Genomic DNA, 18551 nt, shown 5'->3' with positions numbered 1-18551 from the left:
AAACAAACACCGTCCCTCGTCTTGTAAGAGGCGGGTGTTTGTTTTTTTATTCATATTGATATAAGTACGGCCTGTCATCCATCCATTGTTTTAATTCAACAAGCATTTGTTCGTAGCCGATGGGCTGGTACGGCACATCTTCCCTTGTCATGACAAGGCTTTTATCAAACCGCATGTGATCATCGGGAATGATCGCAACACCTCTGGCAAAGATCTTATTTAGCAGGAGGAGCAGCTCGTATTTGGAGATGAAGCGATTTCCGGTGAGGTGAATCAGTCCGGTTAACCGCGATTCCAGCAGCCCCTCAATCGCTTTCGCCAGCTCGAGAGTCGTCAGCCCGTTCCAGAACACGTTGCTAAACCCGCGTATTTGTTCCTTTTGATTCATGAACCAATGGAACAAACCGATGCCGTCTTTCAGCTCGGGTCCTATAATGGACGTCCTGATGGTTAGATTTTGATCATCCAGGACTTCACCAAGACTTTTGGTTTGTGCATAGGCTGAACTCCCGTCTTTTGCATCAGTTTCCATATATTTTCCTTTTGAGCCTGAGAACACGCAGTCTGTGCTGATGTGAATCAGGTAATATTGATAATCGCCGCTCATGTCTGACAGCAGGTGGGGCAGAATGCTGTTAACATGGATCGCCTGCAGCAGGTTTTGACGTGCGGCATCATTTAAAATTCCGGTTGCATTGATAACGATGTCGGGTTTGACTTGTTGGAGCAGCTTTTTTAATTCATCTGTGTTTGTTACATCCAAAAAAAAGCAATGTGGATCATCGGACAGTGAATGGCGTTGTGTCCAGAATACTTCATATTGCGATTTCGCAGAAAAAAATTCCTTTAATACATGGCCGGCCATTCCCGTTCCGCCTAAAATCAGCAGTCTCACTGAATAAATCCTCCTTCCCTTAACAGGGCTGCAATTTCGGATTTCGACATTAACAGATCGTTTGATTGGTATTTCTGAAAGTTTGCTTTTTCGAATTTTCGATAATGCTTGCGCAGCTTTTCCGAAGGATGGGAAGGCAGTATCACATAATGCTCGGAGTCAAAGAGGTAGGTATACGGTGCTTCATGATCTGAGACCAGTACTTCATGAAGCTTCTCTCCAGGCCGGATTCCGATTTCTTTCATTCCGACGAAGCTTCCCATCTCTTCTATCAGAACCTCCGCAAGATCCACTATCTTGCACGCCTTCATTTTCATGACGAAGATCTCACCGCCTTGTGCATCTTCTGAAGCTTTAAGCAGCAAGTCTATCGCTTCGCCGACCGTTAGAAAAAACCTTGTCATTTCTTTTGACGTCAGCGTGAGGTCCTCCCCTTTTTGTATTAAATGTTTAAAGAGCGGTACGACGCTTCCGTTTGTTCCGAGTACATTTCCGCCTCTGATGCAGACAAAATCCGTATGCTCGCTGTAATCGTTGGCACGGATCATCAGTCTTTCTCCCAGCGACTTTGTCATTCCGTAAAAGTTGACTGGGTCAGCCGCTTTATCGGTTGAAACATCAATAACTTTCTTTACGCGATGGGCAAGGGCCGCACGTATGACATTCTGTGTTCCGACAACATTTGTTTTTAATGCTTCTTCAGGCTGTTCCTCACAGATCGGCACATGCTTCAATGCCGCAAGATGAAATATATAATCGACATCCCGGCAGGCAGACTCCAAAGACAGATAGTCTCTTACATCACCGATGATAAACTTTAATGCAGGATGATGATTGAACTCCCGCTGCATGCTGATTTGCGTGAATTCGTTTCTTGAAAAAATCCTGATCTCCTTTGGTTTGTATAATAATAGTTTTTTGGTAAGCTCCATACCCCAGGAACCAGTTCCTCCGGTAAGCAGTATTCGGGCGTTTTTAAACATACTTCTCCTCCTAAAACAGATCGTTTGATAGACTGTCAAAACTAGCATATAAATGTATATGTTTTGTAGAAATATTTGTGTGATAGAACAGCCTGATTGAAGAAAAATAAACCAGATTGAGAGGTTGGCCCATTCAAACTGCACACCTTTTTAGAGACGCGAATATATATATAAAGGTTTTCAGCCGTCATGATGATGGCGGAAGACGAGGTGTAGATAACAAAATAGATCTGTGCCGTCTTATGAAAAGACAGCGATTTGATCAGCAGCATAAAAGGAGTCAGATGGATGAAAATCATGACGATTATCGGGACCAGGCCGGAGATCATCCGCTTAAGTTTGATCATCGGCAAGCTTGATCAATTTGCCGATCAGCATATATTGGTCCACACCGGTCAAAATTATGATGAAAAGCTGAGTAAAATTTTTTTTGATCAATTAAAGGTAAGGATGCCGGACTATCACATTAAACTGTCGGGGCATTCAACAGGCGCTCAGATTGGTGAAATATTTACGGAAGTCGAAAAGCTGATATTAAAGCTTCAGCCTGACAAACTGCTTGTGCTCGGCGATACCAACAGTGCGCTTTGTGCTTTTCTGGGCGAAAGGTATGGAATTCCCGTCTACCACATGGAGGCCGGAAACCGCTGTTTTGACAATGCGGTCCCGGAAGAGATCAACCGCAGGGTCATCGATTCGATCGCCTCTTTTAATTTGCCCTATACAAGGATTGCCAAAGAAAATTTGGAAAGGGAAGGCATGCATCCGCAAAGAATTTGGGTGTCAGGAAATCCGATTTATGAAGTCATGAACCATTTTCGTGATGACATTTCACAAAGGAAGATGCTTGACACCTTGAATGTGAAGAGCCAATCCTTTATTTTGGTAACAGCGCACAGAGCGGAAAATGTAGATGTAAAAGAAAGGCTGCAGCATATTGTTGATGCGCTGACATCGCTTGCCGGCACACACAAAATACCGGTGATTTGCAGCATCCATCCGAGAACGAGGGATCGTTTGCAAAAATTCGGTATTCAACATCATGATGAGCTGCTGTCATTTTGTGAACCGTTTGGTTTTTTTGACTTCATCCACCTTCAGCAGCATGCGAAATGCGTCATAACGGACAGCGGAACGGTCCAGGAAGAGAGCTGCATCCTCAAAGTTCCTTCGGTTACCATCAGGAACAGTACAGAACGGCCTGAAACAGTGATGTGCGGAAGCAATGTGGTATCAGGGCTTGAAACGGAGCGGATCGTTCAGGCGGCGGAGTTAATGATGGAGGCGAAAACGGACTGGGAGCTGCCTGAAGGGTATGCAGACCCGCATGTATCAGACAAGGTTGTCCATTTTATCTTAGGCGGCTTGAGGCATGTTTAATATGGTAAACTGAGCATTCAACTCCATGTAAAAGCCTTCTATTTCTCGCAAGGTTCTTGAAGACATGTTAAAATCATCACAATTCATATATCGTTTTTACCATCAAAAGGAGGCTTCCCCATATGAAACAAGCTTGCAAACCCCTTCCGCCCGAATTTTACCGTAAGCCGACCCTTGAGCTTGCACAGTCACTGTTAGGATGTCTGTTGGTGAAAGAAACGGATGAAGGGACTGCTTCAGGGTATATTGTAGAAACCGAAGCTTATATGGGACCAAAGGACAGGGCGGCCCACAGCTTCGGGAACCGCCGGACGAAACGGACAGAAGTGATGTATCAAGAGGCAGGCCGCGCCTATACGTATACGATGCATACGCATACGTTGTTCAATGTCGTGAGCGCCGGCATTGATGAGCCTGAAGCGGTCCTCATCAGGGCGGTTGAACCGCATGAAGGGCTCCTGCTGATGGAGAAAAGAAGAAGCGGAAAAAAACCGCGTGATTGGACGAATGGGCCGGGAAAGTTGACAAAGGCGCTCTCTATCACAATGGATGATTACGGAAGGTGGCTGACAGAGCCGCCCCTGTATATTGCAAAAGGGTATGTCCCACACGACATTTCCTGCGGGCCGAGGATCGGAATCGAGAATTCGGGAGAGGCGAGAGAATACCCTTGGCGGTTTTGGATGAAAGGAAATTGGTACGTGTCGAGGTGAAAAAGGACTGGTTTGGCTCCCTGTCTCCCCGGGTAAAGGTGATAAAAATGGGAAGGGAGTCATGCCGGTCATGAAAAAACTGTTTAAAAATGTCGTAAAGTTGACACCTGTCATTTATCCGATCGCACGGAAAATCATCAAAGACAGAAAAGCGAAAAAGACTTGACAGCCGGCTGATCCGGCTGTTTTTCCAGATTGGAGGGCTTCACGTAAAAACGCTTTTCCAAGGTGCCGCTCCGCATGTAGGCAAATTGACTTGAAAACGCAATCATAATAGAATTTACTAATATGAGAGAAATTTCACAAAATGAATGAATATATGTTAAACAGCAGGAAAGATTCTGGCTGTTTGTTCATTGGTTCAAGCGATACCTTTATGAGGGGGGCTTTTTTATGCTCAATGCTCGGCTTAGCAGTATTCTCAGCGAATTAATGACAGCGGAATCACCCTTGACCAGCACTTATTTGGCCAACGGATTGAATGTCACCTCCAGGACGATCAGATCAGACGTAAAAGAATTAGACTATCTTCTCTCTAAAAACGGGGCTTCCATCACATCCATCAGAGGCGCCGGTTACAGGTTGTCCATCCATCATAACCACCTCTTTCGCCAGTTTCTGCAAAATACGTTTCAAGAAGAATTGTCAAACCCCGTTTTTCCAAATGAACGTATTCTCTATCTATTAAAAAGACTGCTGTTAACAGACGGCTATCTCAAACTTGAAGATTTGGCTGATGAGATGTTCATCAGCAAATCGACCGTTCAAAACGATATGAGGGACGTTCGAAAAAGGCTGAAACCTTACGGCATTGAATTAGAAATCAAACCAAATTACGGCTTTAAGTTGAGGGGAGATGAAGTAAAGCTGCGCTATTGCATGGCGGAGCATATTTTTCCGAAAAGAGAGAGCGAAATGGACATCCTGAACACCCGGATTTCGATCCTTCCGAAAGAAGAGCTGGGCATGATCCGCCAGACGATTTTGGAAAGGATAAGCGAGGATGAAATTTCCCTGTCTGACATTGGCTTGAACAACCTCCTGATTCATATCGCCATCGCCTGCAAACGAATTCGCAATGGAAAGCATGTCTCGTTTTTTTCAGAAGACATAAAGGAGATTATGAATCATAAAGAATATGAAGTATCCCGGTCGATTGTCCGGACGCTGAAAGAAAAACTGAAGGTGGCGTTTCCGGAAAAAGAGACGGCTTATATTGCCATTCATCTGATGGGAGCCAAAAGAACGGCAATGGCGAAGATCCCCAGCGATAAAATGGAAGGCTTTATTGATGAAGAGACAGATAGACTGACAGATTTGGTCATGGAAACAATCGATGAAAAATTCAGGCTGGGCATTAAGAATGACAAAGAATTAAAAATCGGCCTCTGTCTTCACTTAAAGCCGGCACTGAACCGCTGCCGCTACGGAATGAACATCAGAAATCCGATGCTGGACGCCATTAAAGCAAACTATCCGCTTGCATTTGAAGCAGGAATCCAGGCCGGAGAAGTCATCAAAAAGGAAACGGGATTCGACATTCAGGAAAGTGAAGTCGGCTATCTTGCTTTACATATCGGCGCCGCGCTGGAAAGAAGGAAAATGAAAACCCCGTCAAAGCGCTGTATCATTGTCTGCGCTTCAGGAGCGGGAAGCGCCATGCTGCTTCAGGACAGACTGCGGTCAAGATTCGGCTCAAAGCTTGAAATCATTGGAACGGTTGATTATTATAAACTGAATCAAATGCCGCTCCATGCCCTCGACTTTGTCATCAGCACCATTCCGCTGCCCGACGGACTCCCAATCCCGGTTGTTAAAGTGAATGCGATATTGGGAGGAGCAGATTTAACAAAAATAGAGCACGTCCTTACGGCAGATACAGAGCTGGCTGCAAGATATACGAGAAGACAGCTTGTCTTTTTGCAGGAACACTTTCAATCGAAAGAGGAAGTGCTGCGTTTTTTGTGTCATCAAGTAACAGCGCTTGGCCTTGCGGATGAAGGTCTTGAAGCCTCAGTCTTGGAAAGAGAGGCTGTTGCGCCCACGTGCTTTGGCAATCTTGTGGCGATTCCCCATCCGATGACACCGCAAACAGATACAACATTTTGGGCGGTATGTACGCTGCAAAAGCCGATAGAATGGGAGGATAAAAGAGTCCAATTCATCTGCCTTCTTTGCGTTGAAAAAGACAATACCTCCAATCTGCAGGGGATGTACAAGTTATTGGGCAATGTGCTGGATAATCGGTCGATTGTCCGGGAACTGCTGAAATGCAAAACGTATGAAGAGTTTATGGCTGTTTTCAGAAGTCCATTTTCCGGATAAAACATGTTCCCCTGTCTTTTTTCCGGAGGGAAGAGGAAAATCATTAAGTCAATATGAAAACGGTTTCATTGTATGATGAAACTGTAAAACAGATTCGAATTCATTGCAAAAAGGGGGATATATAAATATGAACATCTTATTAGCTTGTGCAGCAGGTATGTCAACTAGTTTGCTTGTTACGAAAATGGAAAAAAGCGCAGAGGAACAAGGAAAAGACTATAAAATTTGGGCCGTCTCCGGAGGAGAAGTCCAAAATCATATTGATAAAGCCGATGTATTGCTCCTCGGCCCGCAAGTCCGTTATATGCTTCCGCAATTGAAGAAATTGGGGGAATCGAAAGGGGTGCCTGTCGACGTCATCAACACGGTCCATTACGGGACTTGTAATGGGGCAGAAGTGCTGAAATCCGCAGAACAGCTTGCCGGTGTTTGAAGGAGGGCGGAGGGGTGAATAAGTTCAACCTGTTGTTAGAGGAGAAGGTCATGCCGATCGCCGGCCGGATCGCCGCCCAGCGCCATTTGCAGGCGCTCAGAGACGGGATCATCCTGACCATGCCGCTGATTATCATCGGTTCGCTGTTTCTCATCTTAGCCAACCTGCCGATTCCAGGGTATGCGCAATTCATGGCTGGGATATTCGGCGACCAATGGGCTGAAAAGCTGAGCTACCCGGTAAACGTCAGCTTTGACATTATGGCGCTTATCGCAACGTTTGGAATCGCATACCGACTTGCCGAGAAGTACGGAATTGACGCATTGTCTTCAGGTGCGATCGCCGTAGCGGCTTTCCTGCTCGCCACTCCTTATCAGATTCCTTTTACACCTGAAGGCTCTACCCAGGAAATTATGGTCTCGGGGGGTATACCGATTTCCTTAATGGGAAGCAAGGGTCTGTTTGTCGGTATGCTGATTGCGATGTTTTCTACTGAAGTATACCGTTGGGTCGTTCACAAAGACATTGTTGTCAAAATGCCTGACGGTGTGCCTCCGGCCGTCAGCAAATCATTCATCGCCCTGATTCCGGGGTTTGCCGTCATCGGTTCGATCTGGATCGCCCGCCTTTTGATTGAAATCACGCCTTTTGAAAGCCTGCATAATGTCGTCAACGTGCTTTTGGGCACGCCGCTTTCCATTCTCGGAGGCAGTCTCGGGGGAAGCCTTGTGGCCGAAACCGTCCAACAGCTTCTGTGGTCTTGCGGTTTGCACGGGGCGAACATCGTCGGCGGGGTCATGTCGCCGATCTGGTATGGCGCAATGGATGAAAACCGTCTTGCTTTTCAAGCCGGAGAAGTTCTGCCGAACATTTTTACAATCCAGTTTTTCGAAATCTTTATCAATATCGGCGGAAGCGGAGCTACATTGGCGCTGGTCATCACCATGTTTTTCAGATCGAGAAGCAAGCAGATGAAGCAGTTGGGGAAACTTGCAATCGGACCGGCCGTTTTTAACATCAATGAACCGATTATTTTCGGGATGCCCATCGTCATGAACCCGATGCTTTTGCTTCCGTTTATCGTATCACCGCTTCTGATGATGATCGCAACCTATATCGGAATGAGCACCGGTCTCGTCGCAAAACCTGCGGGAATTGCAGTGCCTTGGACAATGCCGCCGCTTTTTTCAGGATACTTGGCGACGGGCGGAAAAATTTCCGGAGCTGTCATGCAGCTGATTAACCTGTTCATCTCGTTTGCCGTTTACTACCCGTTCTTTAGAATGTGGGATAAACAAAAGCTGAAAGAAGAAAGCGAGCTGGAAGCTGGGCCGCCTGCAAATGAAAATCAGCAGATCGGCGTATAAAAAAGGGGGTGCACTTATGACTGAGGAGTTGGAACAGACGATTTTTCAAATCATTCTCCACGGAGGAAACGGCAGAAGCTTTTGCATGGAAGCCATTGCCGAAGCCAAGAAGGGCGATTTTGCCGAAGCAAAAAAAAAGCTTCAGTCAGCGGATGAGGAATTGATAAAGGCTCACCACTTTCAAACGGCTCTCATTCAAAATGAAGCAAAGGGGACAAAAACAGAGCCGTCACTATTAATGATTCATGCGCAAGACCATTTAATGAATGCAATGACAATGAAAGATTTGGCATCGGAAATTGTTGATTTATATAAAAACATAAATATTCGCGGAGGTGTCAACTGATGAAAAAAGGCTTGAAAATCGTAACAATTGGCGGAGGTTCAAGCTATACGCCCGAATTGGTTGAAGGATTGATCAAAAGACACGAGGAGCTGCCTGTAAGCGAGCTATGGCTTGTCGATATTCCCGAAGGAGAAGAAAAGCTCAATATCGTCGGAACGCTGGCAAAACGGATGGTTGAAAAGGCGGGAGTTCCGATTAAGGTGCACCTGACGCTTGATCGCAGAGAGGCCTTGAAAGACGCTGATTTCGTCACCACTCAATTCCGCGTCGGTCTGCTTGAGGCAAGAGCGAAAGATGAAAGAATCCCATTAAAATACGGTGTCATCGGTCAGGAGACGAATGGTCCCGGGGGCTTGTTTAAAGGACTTCGCACCATTCCGGTCATACTCGATATCGCAAAAGACATTGAAGAGCTTTGTCCTGATGCCTGGCTTGTCAATTTCACAAATCCGGCCGGCATGGTGACAGAAGCGCTGCTCCGCTATTCAAATCTGAAAAAAGTCGTCGGTCTGTGCAATGTGCCGATCGGCATGAAAATGGGAGTGGCAAAAGCGCTTGATGTTGACGAAAGCCGCGTGGAAATCCAATTTGCCGGGTTGAACCATATGGTGTACGGCCTCGATGTCTTCCTTGACGGTGTCAGTGTCAAAGACAAAGTGATTGAAGCAATGGCAGATCCGGCAAATGCAATGACCATGAAAAATATTTCCGGCGAGTCATGGGAGCCCGACTTTATCCGCGGTCTTGACTTAATTCCATGCGGATATCACCGCTACTACTATAAAACCAAGGAAATGCTTGAGCATGAAATAGAGGCGTCGCAAACGGAAGGAACCCGTGCTGAGGTCGTTCAAAAAGTAGAAAAAGAGCTCTTTGAATTATATAAAGATCCAAACCTGGCCATCAAACCGCCGCAGCTTGAAAAACGCGGAGGCGCATATTACAGCGACGCGGCCTGTAACCTGATCAGCTCGATTTATAATGACAAACACGATATTCAGCCTGTCAATACGATGAACAATGGTGCAATCGCAAGCATACCGGATGATTCAGCGGTGGAAGTAAACTGCGTCATGACGAAGAACGGTCCAAAACCGATCGCAGTCGGGGACTTGCCGGTCAAAGTCAGAGGCCTTGTCCAGCAGATCAAATCGTTCGAACGAGTCGCCGCCGAAGCCGCTGTGACCGGCGACTACAACACCGCTCTTGTGGCGATGACGATCAACCCGCTCGTACCGTCCGACAAAATCGCTAAGCAAATACTGGATGATATGCTTGAAGCGCATAAAGAGCATCTTCCGCAGTTTTTTAAATCAGTAGAAGCATAGATTGATTGCCAAGGTTCCGGCCGTCTCCGCCGGAACCTTTCGTTGTAGGAGGAATTGCCACTAAAGGCGGCCAATCTGAAGCGGCGGCGTCCGGTCCGGCGGCAGAGGACAAATCTGTGTCTGAAGCAGATTGCCGTCCGCAGCGTCACGCCAATTGAACAGCGGAGCCGCATGGCGGACCGCCTCTGTCAGCTGTACCCGAATATCCTGCAGCCGACGCGGTCCGAATGCTTTACCAAGGCTTGGGGTTACATATGGGCGCTTGCTTCTTTTTCCTTGATAAGATCTGAGCGGCGGGCTTTCGCAAGCTGAGTAAACAGCAAAATTCCGACGCCGGCAAGGATTTCGATGAAACCGCCGATTGCGATGACTTTGCCGGCTCCGAGCGCCTGTGCAGCATATCCGCATGCCAGCGCGCCTAAAGGAAGCGACAAATTTGTGATCATATGAATGACAGCAAACACCTGAGGCTGGTCATCCCCTTCCACAGACGTCTGAATGATCGTGAATTCTGGAACATTGATCGAGCTTATGGCCGCACCAAATGCAAAAGCGGCGAGAAATACAAGGGGCAAAAAGGTATTCAACCCCGTAATGAAATAAGCCATTCCTTCAAAAATTCCGGCCGCAATAAAGAGCAGCCCGTATCTGTTGACTTTTACTTTGGCGAGGATAAAGCCCAATAAAAAAGCCCCTCCGGCTGTCGTAGCCTTCAATAAGGAATGGATGAACGGCGTACCGTTTAAATCTTCGTCAACATACACCGCGGAAAGCGCCTCCCATGGCGATGCCGCCAAATTCATAAATATACAATAAATGGCTAGCGGGAATAAAACCTTATGATGCCTTACAAGAGTAAATCCTCTTTTTAATCTTGAAAAATATGTACCCCTCGGTTTGCCGGTATTGGATTCAGTAAGTTGCTGGGCCGTTTTACTTTTAATACAAAGGACAAATATCCCTGATATGATGTAAAGTGTGAACGACATAATCATCGTCGGCGCCGGGCCGATAAAAGTCAGAAGCACCCCGCACAATGTGACAGCACCAAGCCTTACAATTTCCGAGGAAGACTGGAGGATTGCATTTGCTTTTTGAATCAGCTCTTCGTCGACAATTTGAGGAATCAGTGTAATGGATGCGGGATTATATGTCGCCCCCGTTGCTGAATGGATAATCATCAGCCCCAGGACAAACCACATCGGTGAAAAGCCGTTATAGTAGCATATCGGGATAGCCAGTACAACCGCCGCTCTCGTTAAGTCCGAAAAATACATCCAGAATTTTAGCGCGCTTCTTTTTACCAGAGGCCCTGTCAACGGTGCCAAAAAAGCTTCTGGAAGGAAGGTGACGGCGAGCAGAAAAGCGGTGCCGATTGCGCCTTTTCCATCAAAAATCAGGAACCATAAAATAGAGTTGAAGGCGAAGCAGTCGGCTGAAATTTTAATGAGCCTGGAGAAGAAAAGAAGCGTAAAATTCTTTTTCCAGACACTCAATGCTCCATTAGTTTTCTCCATCTTCAAAGTCCTTTCTTTTACATCGCGGTAGTCGTTTTTTTGATGTCTCCTTTCATAATGTTTAATAGGAATGATTTTATATGTATATAGATGATTTTAACATAGTTTATAGAAAATGGTATCAAATCTGGTGAGTCATTTTCATGAAGGGATATTTGAGAGGCATGCCTGCCTGGGGGTTGGCCGCCATCCGGCCCGGAAATGGGCCGGCCCTCTTGATTTTAGAGGGGCCGGATGGTTCAACATGATTGGGTGACAGTGTCGACTTCTACTGTCCAGCCGAATGGGTCTGGCAATGCGCCTTTTTGAATTCCTGTGATCGTGTCATAAAGTTTTTTAGCGATTTCTCCGGTTTCTCCGCCGTTAATGACGAGGCTTTCATCTTTCCAAATCAGCTCTCCGACCGGGGAGATGACAGCTGCGGTTCCAGTGCCAAACGCTTCTTCAAGCAGCCCGTCTTTATGGGCCTGGATCAATTCGTCAACGGAAATTTTCTTTTCGGTGACAGGAAGGCCCCATTGTTTTAAAAGGTAGAGGACGGAGTTTCTCGTAATGCCTTCCAAAATGCTGCCGTTTAGCGCAGGGGTGACGATTTCTCCGTCGATTTTGAAGAAGATATTCATGCTTCCCACTTCTTCAATGTATTTCTTCTCAACTCCGTCCAGCCATAATACTTGGGAAAATCCTTTGCTTTCGGCAACTTCCTGCGCCTTCAGGCTGGCCGCGTAGTTCCCGGCCGTTTTTGCGTTTCCTGTGCCGCCTGTCACTGCCCGGACAAATTCACTCTCAACGGCGATTTTTACAGGTTGGATGCCTTCCTTGTAATAAGAGCCGACCGGCGACAGGATAATCAGCAGTTTATATGTCTTGGATGGAGCGACACCGAGGTAAGGCTCCGTTGAAATAATGAATGGCCGGATATATAGCGATGTTCCTTCTGCGGCCGGAATCCACTCTTTTTCGATCTGAAGAAGCTGCTTAAGTCCGTCCAGCACCGTATCCGGATCGACCCGCGGAATGCAGAGGCGGTCGTTTGATTTGTTCAGCCGTTCAACGTTTTTTTCCGGTCTGAACAAAAGAACTTTTCCATCGTCTGATACATAAGCTTTTAATCCTTCAAAAACGGATTGGCCGTAGTGATATACCATTGCAGCCGGGTCCATTTCGATAGGCTGGTAAGGGACGATCCGCGGATCATGCCAGCCGTTTTCAGCCGAATAATCCATGACGAACATGTGGTCGGTAAATACACGGCCGAATTCGAGCCGGTTCGGATCAGGCTTTTGTTTTTTCGTTTGACTGAGCTGTACGCTGATGGTTTGTTTTGTCATAATCATTCTCCCTGCCGTTCTAGTCTTTTTTCCAAAAAATATTTATATTCTATTTTAAACCTTATATTCATAATCGCAATAGATTTCAGAGAAATTTGCAAAATAGAATTTTTGGAAATATTTAAAACCTATATTGTTGATAGAGGCCGTAAAATAAAAAAAGATCCCCTCGCAAGGGAATCCTTTTTCATAATTTGTTTTGATAAAAATCTTCGATTGCTTTGTCGACGTAAACCCAGCCTTTCCAGCCGAGATGGATCGTATCTTTCAGGAAATAAGGGTCGTATTCGTGATTTGTTAAATCAGCTACCTGAAAACCTTCTGCTTCAATCTGTTTTTTGATCTTAGCATAGTAATCGGTCCGCCCTTTTTTAGGGAAGCCGGTATAGTCATACCATTTGCCGTGTACAGGAACCGAAATGAACAAAGGTTCGGCGTCCGACTCCTTCAGAACATCCATCATCATCTGAAAGTCGTTGAACTCCACGGATTTTACATAAGACATATGTTTCTTGCTGTTTTTTAATTTCTTCAATTTCGGTTTTATCTTTTTATATGCGTTATTGACCAATTTAAACTGATTTGAGCGGGATTCCTTCTCTCCGACCTGCGCCGCCATCTGCTTCAGCTCACCCCAGGATTTATTCTTCACACTTTGTGAAATGGTGCGGTCGGGGGCGGTGCCTTCAGCCATTGAATAGTATAGATCCTTTTTCTGCAGCACGTTTCGATAAGCTTTGGCAGCCGGCGTGAGAAGGGACAGTGTCATATGATCCTGCTTTAGCTCAGCTTTATATATCGCTGCGAGCAGGGCGTCATTTTTGACAGCATGGTATTTCAGCATGCGTTTGATCATTTTTTTCTTTAAATTTTGGTCGATATGTTGATTGAATAATAGATCATAGGCCTGTAAGGCTGAGAAATTCGGCGCGAAATGGGCTTCATCAGACCCTTTTTTCTGAAACCACTGCGGGGAAATGATGAATACCAGTTTCTTTCCCTTTAATTGATCCGCATGAGCTGCGAAATTGACAGCGTGGATCAGGGATTGTGAACCGCCTTTTCCGACCAGGTATGGAGTAAATCCTTTATTATTTACTTTGAAATAATTAGACGGATGAAATTGATCCAACCGGGACAGTTCGGATGATCCATAGATCGGGAGGTACTTTGGATCTTCAAGCATTTTGCTTTGAAGGTACGTTCCCTGGAACATCATCGGATTCAGCTCCGTCGCCGATGTCTCCACCCGGTCTTTAGGAACAAACGCCGCCAGCCATGAATTTGGGATCATGATCATGGTGAAAAAAAGTAAAAATGCCAAAATGATTGGCCCGAATAAAAAACGCTTTTTCATTATCTCAACTCATTCAGCTGCTTTATGATTTGATTTGGCGTGTTCCATGCATCCCGGTCAAATTCTGTAATCGGCACAGTGATGTTAAAGCGGCTTTCAAACGCGAGCAGCAGCTCTACCGTACCAAAGGAATCGAGGATTCCTTCTTCAAAAATATCGATATCAGGATTCTCCTTGACGATATCGTCCTGACAAACTTCTGCTATAACTGAAAGCACTTCTTGATTAAAGTCCATTGTAAAATTCTCCTTTTAATGAATTAGTTTTCCTGAGAAAATAAAGAATCCAAAGCACACAAAATGGAAGGTCACCACTATTGAGACTGCTGTCGTCCACTTGTTGTTTGGCCACCATTTAAACTTCTTATTCCATTTTTCAAAGAAGTTGAAGCCTACCATAAGCAGTGCGTGATAAAGTCCGTAGATGATGTACTGAAGGGCAAGGCCGTGCCATACGCCCATTAAAAGAAACAGCAGCACATATCCGATATTTGAAACCGCCATCCGGTTTTTGATCCATTTTTTCTTTGTCATCCAGAAGACAAAGCGCATAAACACGTAGTCTCTGAACCAGAATGAAAGAGACATGTGCCATCTGTTCCAGAAATCTTTAATATTGCGGCTGATAAACGGCTTATTAAAGTTTTCCGGAGACTTGATCCCCATGATATAGCTGATGCCGACCGCAAAAGCCGTATAGCCGGCAAAATCGAAGAACAAGTAAAGGCTGTAAGCGTACATGTATCCGAGTCCGTGAGAGATGCTGCCGGACGTGATGTGCGGCAGATTTAAAATAATGTACGTATTAATGCAATATCCAATAATGAATTTGTACAAAAAGCCGAGAAAAATCTTGTTGATTCCCTTATACAGCAGCTCTTCATACTGCTCTTTCGTCCAGACCGTCTGTTCATCCTTTTCAAAACGGCGGTACCTGTCAATCGGCCCTGATGAAATGGTCGGGAAAAACAGAATGAAATACAGCAGTCTGCCGACGGGAATCTGGTTTTTGATCAAACCGTCGCGGGTTTCAATTATGAGCTGAACCCCTTTAAAGGTTAAATACGAGATTCCGAGAAAACTTGCCCAGTTGTTCAGGCCAAGGAACGGCAGCAGCTTCGAAACCGCCAGGGGCAGAATGGAAGCTGCTGCGGCCAAACAAAATACAAAGCCGCTGTTCGCTTTGGAACGGTAGGCAATATAGCCTTTGATCAGCACCATTTGCCAAAGCGTAAACAAGATCAGAGCAATGAGCCCGTGCAGGCTGTTTGAAAAAATGAGCGCCAGCACAACAACGGAAACCGCCATATTGTAGAGCTGAAATCTTTTTCCGTTGAGCCCAAGGATGATGGTCGGCGCCAATAAAATAGCCAATATGATAAAGAAGAGAAATGAACCGTACGGCGTCATACTGATACCTCTTCTTTTAGCCGTTTTCTGTCAATTTTACCGTTTGCAGTCATCGGAATCTCTTTTTGATACACGAATTTTCTCGGTATCATATAAGCCGGCAGCGTGCTGCCAAGATCTTTCTTAATGGCGCTCGTCAACTGGTATTCCTTTTCAAAATCGTGTTCAGCAGGCACGATCATCGCGATCAAATACTCGATTTTCTCTTCACGGTAGTATGGAATCACCACGGCGGACTGAACGTATTTGGATTGATTAATTTGGTATTCAATCTCTTCAAGCTCGATGCGGTAGCCGTGCAGCTTAATTTGAAAGTCGAGTCTTCCCTGGAAGAAAAGCTGGCCGTTTTCTTTGTAGCCGGCGTCTCCAGTACGGTAAGCCGCTTCTCCGTTATATGAGAAAAATGATTTTTCCGTCAGCTCTTTTTCGCCTAAATAGCCTTTGCTGACGCTTTTTCCGGTGATAATAATTTCGCCTTTTTCACCATCTTTAACAGCTTCCCCGTCTTCGTTGACGATGACGATCTCTGTGTCAGGCTTCGCTGAACCGACAGGAAGGGAAGAGTATTGAGCTAACACTTCGTCTGTCACTTCAATTGAAGTCACTGCCACTGTTGCTTCCGTCGGGCCGTACGTATTGAAGACCCGGGCTTTCGGAAATCGTTCTTTCAGCTGTCTGGCGACTGATGCAGGGAGCGTTTCTCCGCAGAACATAAATACACTCAGGCCGGGGAGAAGCTCCTCTGAAAATGACGGATCCATCAAGCACATTTGGGCAAATGAAGGCGTTGAAGTCCAGACATTGACGTTTGATTGTTTCAGCGCTTCAAATAAAAGCTTCGGCCGATTAATCATATCTTTCGTGACGGTCCAGAGAGTGCCTCCGGCCTGCAGGCAAGGATAAAGATCCATCACTGACAGGTCAAAGGAAAACGGTGCCTGGTTTAAGAACACATGACCGTTTTTTACCGGGAAATCCCCGGTAATCCAGTTTGTGAAGCTTTGCAGGTTATCGGCGGAAATTTGCACGCCTTTTGGATTCCCTGTGCTTCCGGACGTATAGATAATGTAAAATGTCTCTCCGTCCTTCACCCAGTTGTCAGGATTCGTCTCAAGCTGTTCTTCGCTGTCAAGCAGCTCCGGTGTGAGCACGGAAATCAGAGCATCCCCTGTATCCAGGTCGGTTCCGGAGTTGTTGATCACAAGCTCTGCTTTTGAGCTTGTGATGATTTTCATCACCCGGTCAGCCGGTATGGAAACATCAACCGGTATATACGGATGGCCGGATTTCACGCAGGCAAGGAAAGATACCGGCATTTCCGGCTGCATATGGCCGTAGACGATGATAGGGGAACGATCGCTGACCGCTGCTTTTTGAAGCCGGGAAGCAAGGCGCTCCGACTGTAACCACAGTTCTCTGTATGTCAGCGATTTGTCTTCATTCACAAATGCAAGTGTATCGGGTTGTGTTTGAGCATAATTTTTAATCGTTTCTATCAGTTTCATTTTGATTCTCCATTAAAAGTCGTTATAAATATATGAACCTGTATTTGCTGTATGGAATCCGTAAATCAAAAACAACAGCACCAGAATCAGAAAGTAGTAAGAAGTGTTGAGCAGCCACTTCATTGTTGTTTTTTCATACAACATTTTAAGCTTGGTTAACATTGATCTGTTCCTTTCCCTAATAAAATTGCCGTGACAACAGTATAAGACGAATTTGATTTATAAAAGTTTCATTTCTTCTAAAAAAGTGGAAAAAAATTTGTGTGATTTTGTTCAAAATTGCTGAAAACTTGAGTCCTATCAGCCTATTATAAACATTTTATGCTGAATATCAATCCAATAATATTTTTCTTTTTGGAAATTAGCGCCATCTTTTGACGCGTGAAAAAAATAAAATTGCATTCTGCTGCCGTATGAACAGCGCAGCTCCTAAAATGCCGTGCCGGCCATGATAGCAAAAAAAATGGTCCGGCGATCAGAACATTTAAAGAAAATGTTATAATCTTATTAGTGAAAACAGTTTTCTCTTGTTCGAAACTTTAGCAGAAATGACAACGTCTATTGTGTTGAAAAGACATTAATTTGACATAAGGAGAACCAATATGGAGACTTCAATAGATCAAATAACAAGTTTGCCGCAGCATCAAATAGAAGATTTCAGGCAGCTGATGGAAGATTGGAAAAACGAGCTTTTAGTTTATAAATTCGCTTTGGATCAAATGGATACGAAATTTTCGATTATCAGTCAGGAATACAACTTAATTCATGGACATAATCCGATTGAACATACAAAATCCAGGGTGAAAAACTTTGAAAGCCTGATTAATAAGCTTGTGAGAAAAGGCTGTGATATTACAACGACCGCCGCCAAAGAGCATATCAACGATATCGCGGGACTCAGGATCGTTTGTTCATTTGTATCGGATATATATAATATGGTCGAAGTGCTGAAAGAGCATGAAGATATTAAAATTTTGAAGGTGAAAGATTATATTAAAAATCCGAAGCCGAACGGTTACCGCAGCCTCCATTTAATAGTAGAAGTACCCGTTTATTTGACAAACCGGGTGGAGCATGCCAAGGTGGAAATCCAAATCAGAACGATTGCCATGGATTTTTGGGCGAGCCTTGAGCATAAAATCTACTATAAATTAAATAATGAAGTGCCTGACCGGCTGACCGACGAGCTGAAAGAAGCCGCCGATATCGCAAATTATCTCGATGAAAAGATGCTTCATATCAGATCAAAGATTGATCAATCATAAAGCCGGGCCAAGATTTTCCCGGCTTTGCTTTTGGCGGTTCGTTCTTTCTGTTTGAAGATCATGAATGGAATTGCCGGTATGGCGTGTGGGGTTGACCATGTCATACGACGTTGGCTTTCCTCCGATTCCCTGTCTTGTTACACTTTCTCCGCAACAAGCCGCCCACCATATATTCCAGCTTGATAAGCCGCTGATTTCCCTTTTTGTTTTGCCCTGTCACCGATCCGAAACCTTCAAGCATTTCCTCTCCTTTTGTGTGGCATGTCCAATCCTACTTTGAAAGAAATGACGGCGGGGCTGTTTCATTTTCGCTGTTTTTCTTACCTGTTCACCTGTTGTGACGCCAAACCTCAAGAAATGATATATGATGGCCGCCGGAGAATATATTCATGTAAAA

General features: G+C 45.2%; 18 protein-coding genes. 9 read left to right on the top strand and 9 right to left on the bottom strand.

Features of this window, described 5'->3' with window-relative positions; all coding sequences use genetic code 11:
- Window positions 1–46: 46 nt before the first annotated feature.
- Window positions 47–895, bottom strand: a complete 849-nt coding sequence (locus tag BTR1S_RS01595) for a dTDP-4-dehydrorhamnose reductase family protein (RefSeq protein ID WP_006639571.1) — start codon at window positions 893–895, stop codon at window positions 47–49.
- Window positions 892–1878: a polysaccharide biosynthesis protein gene (locus tag BTR1S_RS01590; protein ID WP_029419695.1), complete on the bottom strand. Its 987-nt coding sequence runs from the start codon at window positions 1876–1878 to the stop codon at window positions 892–894. The genes BTR1S_RS01595 and BTR1S_RS01590 overlap by 4 nt, the downstream gene beginning before the upstream one ends.
- Window positions 1879–2166: 288 nt before the next feature.
- On the opposite strand from BTR1S_RS01590, the gene wecB reads away from it, so the two are divergent.
- From wecB to licH, 8 genes are all read left to right on the top strand, one after another.
- A complete protein-coding gene (gene wecB, locus BTR1S_RS01585) occupies window positions 2167–3258 on the top strand; it encodes a non-hydrolyzing UDP-N-acetylglucosamine 2-epimerase (RefSeq protein ID WP_029419693.1) in 1092 nt (363 codons plus the stop codon).
- 122 nt (window positions 3259–3380) lie between these two features.
- Window positions 3381–3971 carry a DNA-3-methyladenine glycosylase gene (locus BTR1S_RS01580; RefSeq protein ID WP_029419692.1) on the top strand — a complete coding sequence of 197 codons (591 nt, stop codon included), beginning with the start codon at window positions 3381–3383 and terminating at the stop codon, window positions 3969–3971.
- A gap of 70 nt (window positions 3972–4041) precedes the next feature.
- Window positions 4042–4137 (top strand): small protein YxzF, encoded by a 96-nt coding sequence (gene yxzF / locus BTR1S_RS23755; RefSeq protein WP_306420459.1) that lies wholly within the window; start codon window positions 4042–4044, stop codon window positions 4135–4137.
- A gap of 227 nt (window positions 4138–4364) precedes the next feature.
- Complete coding sequence (locus BTR1S_RS01575) at window positions 4365–6296, top strand: BglG family transcription antiterminator (RefSeq protein ID WP_006639566.1); 1932 nt, start codon at window positions 4365–4367, stop codon at window positions 6294–6296.
- A 127-nt stretch (window positions 6297–6423) separates the two neighbouring features.
- Entirely contained in the window at window positions 6424–6729 is a 306-nt protein-coding gene (gene licB / locus BTR1S_RS01570; RefSeq protein ID WP_006639565.1) for a PTS lichenan transporter subunit IIB, read from the top strand.
- Between the two features lie 14 nt (window positions 6730–6743).
- The gene (gene celB / locus BTR1S_RS01565) at window positions 6744–8096 is read left to right on the top strand and encodes a PTS cellobiose transporter subunit IIC (RefSeq protein WP_006639564.1); all 1353 of its coding nucleotides are present in this window, start codon (window positions 6744–6746) and stop codon (window positions 8094–8096) included.
- Window positions 8097–8112: 16 nt separating this feature from the next.
- On the top strand, window positions 8113–8442 hold the full coding sequence (locus BTR1S_RS01560; RefSeq protein WP_006639563.1) for a PTS lactose/cellobiose transporter subunit IIA: 330 nt from the start codon (window positions 8113–8115) through the stop codon (window positions 8440–8442).
- Window positions 8442–9770 (top strand): 6-phospho-beta-glucosidase LicH, encoded by a 1329-nt coding sequence (gene licH / locus BTR1S_RS01555; RefSeq protein ID WP_029419691.1) that lies wholly within the window; start codon window positions 8442–8444, stop codon window positions 9768–9770. The genes BTR1S_RS01560 and licH overlap by 1 nt, the downstream gene beginning before the upstream one ends.
- Before the next feature lie 248 nt (window positions 9771–10018).
- Here licH and BTR1S_RS01550 read toward each other — a convergent pair whose 3' ends face one another.
- The 7 genes from BTR1S_RS01550 to BTR1S_RS01520 all read right to left on the bottom strand — a co-directional run bounded on the left by BTR1S_RS01550 (window position 10019) and on the right by BTR1S_RS01520 (window position 17051).
- The gene (locus BTR1S_RS01550; protein WP_029419690.1) at window positions 10019–11287 is read right to left on the bottom strand and encodes an MFS transporter; all 1269 of its coding nucleotides are present in this window, start codon (window positions 11285–11287) and stop codon (window positions 10019–10021) included.
- A gap of 239 nt (window positions 11288–11526) precedes the next feature.
- Entirely contained in the window at window positions 11527–12618 is a 1092-nt protein-coding gene (locus tag BTR1S_RS01545; RefSeq protein WP_006639560.1) for a branched-chain amino acid aminotransferase, read from the bottom strand.
- A gap of 187 nt (window positions 12619–12805) precedes the next feature.
- Window positions 12806–13975, bottom strand: a complete 1170-nt coding sequence (gene dltD / locus BTR1S_RS01540; protein WP_029419689.1) for a D-alanyl-lipoteichoic acid biosynthesis protein DltD — start codon at window positions 13973–13975, stop codon at window positions 12806–12808.
- The gene (gene dltC / locus BTR1S_RS01535; RefSeq protein WP_006639558.1) at window positions 13975–14211 is read right to left on the bottom strand and encodes a D-alanine--poly(phosphoribitol) ligase subunit 2; all 237 of its coding nucleotides are present in this window, start codon (window positions 14209–14211) and stop codon (window positions 13975–13977) included. The genes dltD and dltC overlap by 1 nt, the downstream gene beginning before the upstream one ends.
- A gap of 15 nt (window positions 14212–14226) precedes the next feature.
- On the bottom strand, window positions 14227–15384 hold the full coding sequence (gene dltB / locus BTR1S_RS01530) for a D-alanyl-lipoteichoic acid biosynthesis protein DltB (RefSeq protein ID WP_006639557.1): 1158 nt from the start codon (window positions 15382–15384) through the stop codon (window positions 14227–14229).
- Complete coding sequence (gene dltA / locus BTR1S_RS01525; RefSeq protein WP_006639556.1) at window positions 15381–16889, bottom strand: D-alanine--poly(phosphoribitol) ligase subunit DltA; 1509 nt, start codon at window positions 16887–16889, stop codon at window positions 15381–15383. Before dltA ends, dltB begins: the two co-directional genes overlap by 4 nt.
- A gap of 12 nt (window positions 16890–16901) precedes the next feature.
- Window positions 16902–17051 carry a teichoic acid D-Ala incorporation-associated protein DltX gene (locus BTR1S_RS01520; RefSeq protein ID WP_006639555.1) on the bottom strand — a complete coding sequence of 50 codons (150 nt, stop codon included), beginning with the start codon at window positions 17049–17051 and terminating at the stop codon, window positions 16902–16904.
- A gap of 440 nt (window positions 17052–17491) precedes the next feature.
- Between BTR1S_RS01520 and ywaC the strand changes: the two genes are divergently transcribed.
- On the top strand, window positions 17492–18154 hold the full coding sequence (ywaC, locus tag BTR1S_RS01515) for a GTP pyrophosphokinase YwaC (RefSeq protein ID WP_006639554.1): 663 nt from the start codon (window positions 17492–17494) through the stop codon (window positions 18152–18154).
- Window positions 18155–18551: the final 397 nt, after the last annotated feature.

Origin of the sequence: Bacillus sonorensis NBRC 101234 = KCTC 13918, assembly GCF_001592005.1 — a bacterium.
Taxonomy (GTDB): Bacteria; Bacillota; Bacilli; order Bacillales; family Bacillaceae; genus Bacillus; species Bacillus sonorensis.
This window is presented reverse-complemented; position numbering and strand designations above follow the sequence as displayed.

Bases quoted from the DNA above. Each gene is read 5' to 3' on its own strand.
- BTR1S_RS01520 (WP_006639555.1), bottom strand. From the start codon at position 17,051: ATGTTAACCAAGCTTAAAATGTTGTATGAAAAAACAACAATGAAGTGG.
- yxzF (WP_306420459.1), top strand. From the start codon at position 4,042: ATGAAAAAACTGTTTAAAAATGTCGTAAAGTTGACACCTGTCATTTAT.
- licH (WP_029419691.1), top strand. From the start codon at position 8,442: ATGAAAAAAGGCTTGAAAATCGTAACAATTGGCGGAGGTTCAAGCTAT.
- BTR1S_RS01590 (WP_029419695.1), bottom strand. From the start codon at position 1,878: ATGTTTAAAAACGCCCGAATACTGCTTACCGGAGGAACTGGTTCCTGG.
- dltC (WP_006639558.1), bottom strand. From the start codon at position 14,211: ATGGACTTTAATCAAGAAGTGCTTTCAGTTATAGCAGAAGTTTGTCAG.
- licB (WP_006639565.1), top strand. From the start codon at position 6,424: ATGAACATCTTATTAGCTTGTGCAGCAGGTATGTCAACTAGTTTGCTT.
- BTR1S_RS01560 (WP_006639563.1), top strand. From the start codon at position 8,113: ATGACTGAGGAGTTGGAACAGACGATTTTTCAAATCATTCTCCACGGA.
- wecB (WP_029419693.1), top strand. From the start codon at position 2,167: ATGAAAATCATGACGATTATCGGGACCAGGCCGGAGATCATCCGCTTA.
- dltA (WP_006639556.1), bottom strand. From the start codon at position 16,889: ATGAAACTGATAGAAACGATTAAAAATTATGCTCAAACACAACCCGAT.
- dltD (WP_029419689.1), bottom strand. From the start codon at position 13,975: ATGAAAAAGCGTTTTTTATTCGGGCCAATCATTTTGGCATTTTTACTT.
- BTR1S_RS01545 (WP_006639560.1), bottom strand. From the start codon at position 12,618: ATGACAAAACAAACCATCAGCGTACAGCTCAGTCAAACGAAAAAACAA.
- BTR1S_RS01550 (WP_029419690.1), bottom strand. From the start codon at position 11,287: ATGGAGAAAACTAATGGAGCATTGAGTGTCTGGAAAAAGAATTTTACG.
- ywaC (WP_006639554.1), top strand. From the start codon at position 17,492: ATGGAGACTTCAATAGATCAAATAACAAGTTTGCCGCAGCATCAAATA.
- BTR1S_RS01575 (WP_006639566.1), top strand. From the start codon at position 4,365: ATGCTCAATGCTCGGCTTAGCAGTATTCTCAGCGAATTAATGACAGCG.
- dltB (WP_006639557.1), bottom strand. From the start codon at position 15,384: ATGACGCCGTACGGTTCATTTCTCTTCTTTATCATATTGGCTATTTTA.
- BTR1S_RS01580 (WP_029419692.1), top strand. From the start codon at position 3,381: ATGAAACAAGCTTGCAAACCCCTTCCGCCCGAATTTTACCGTAAGCCG.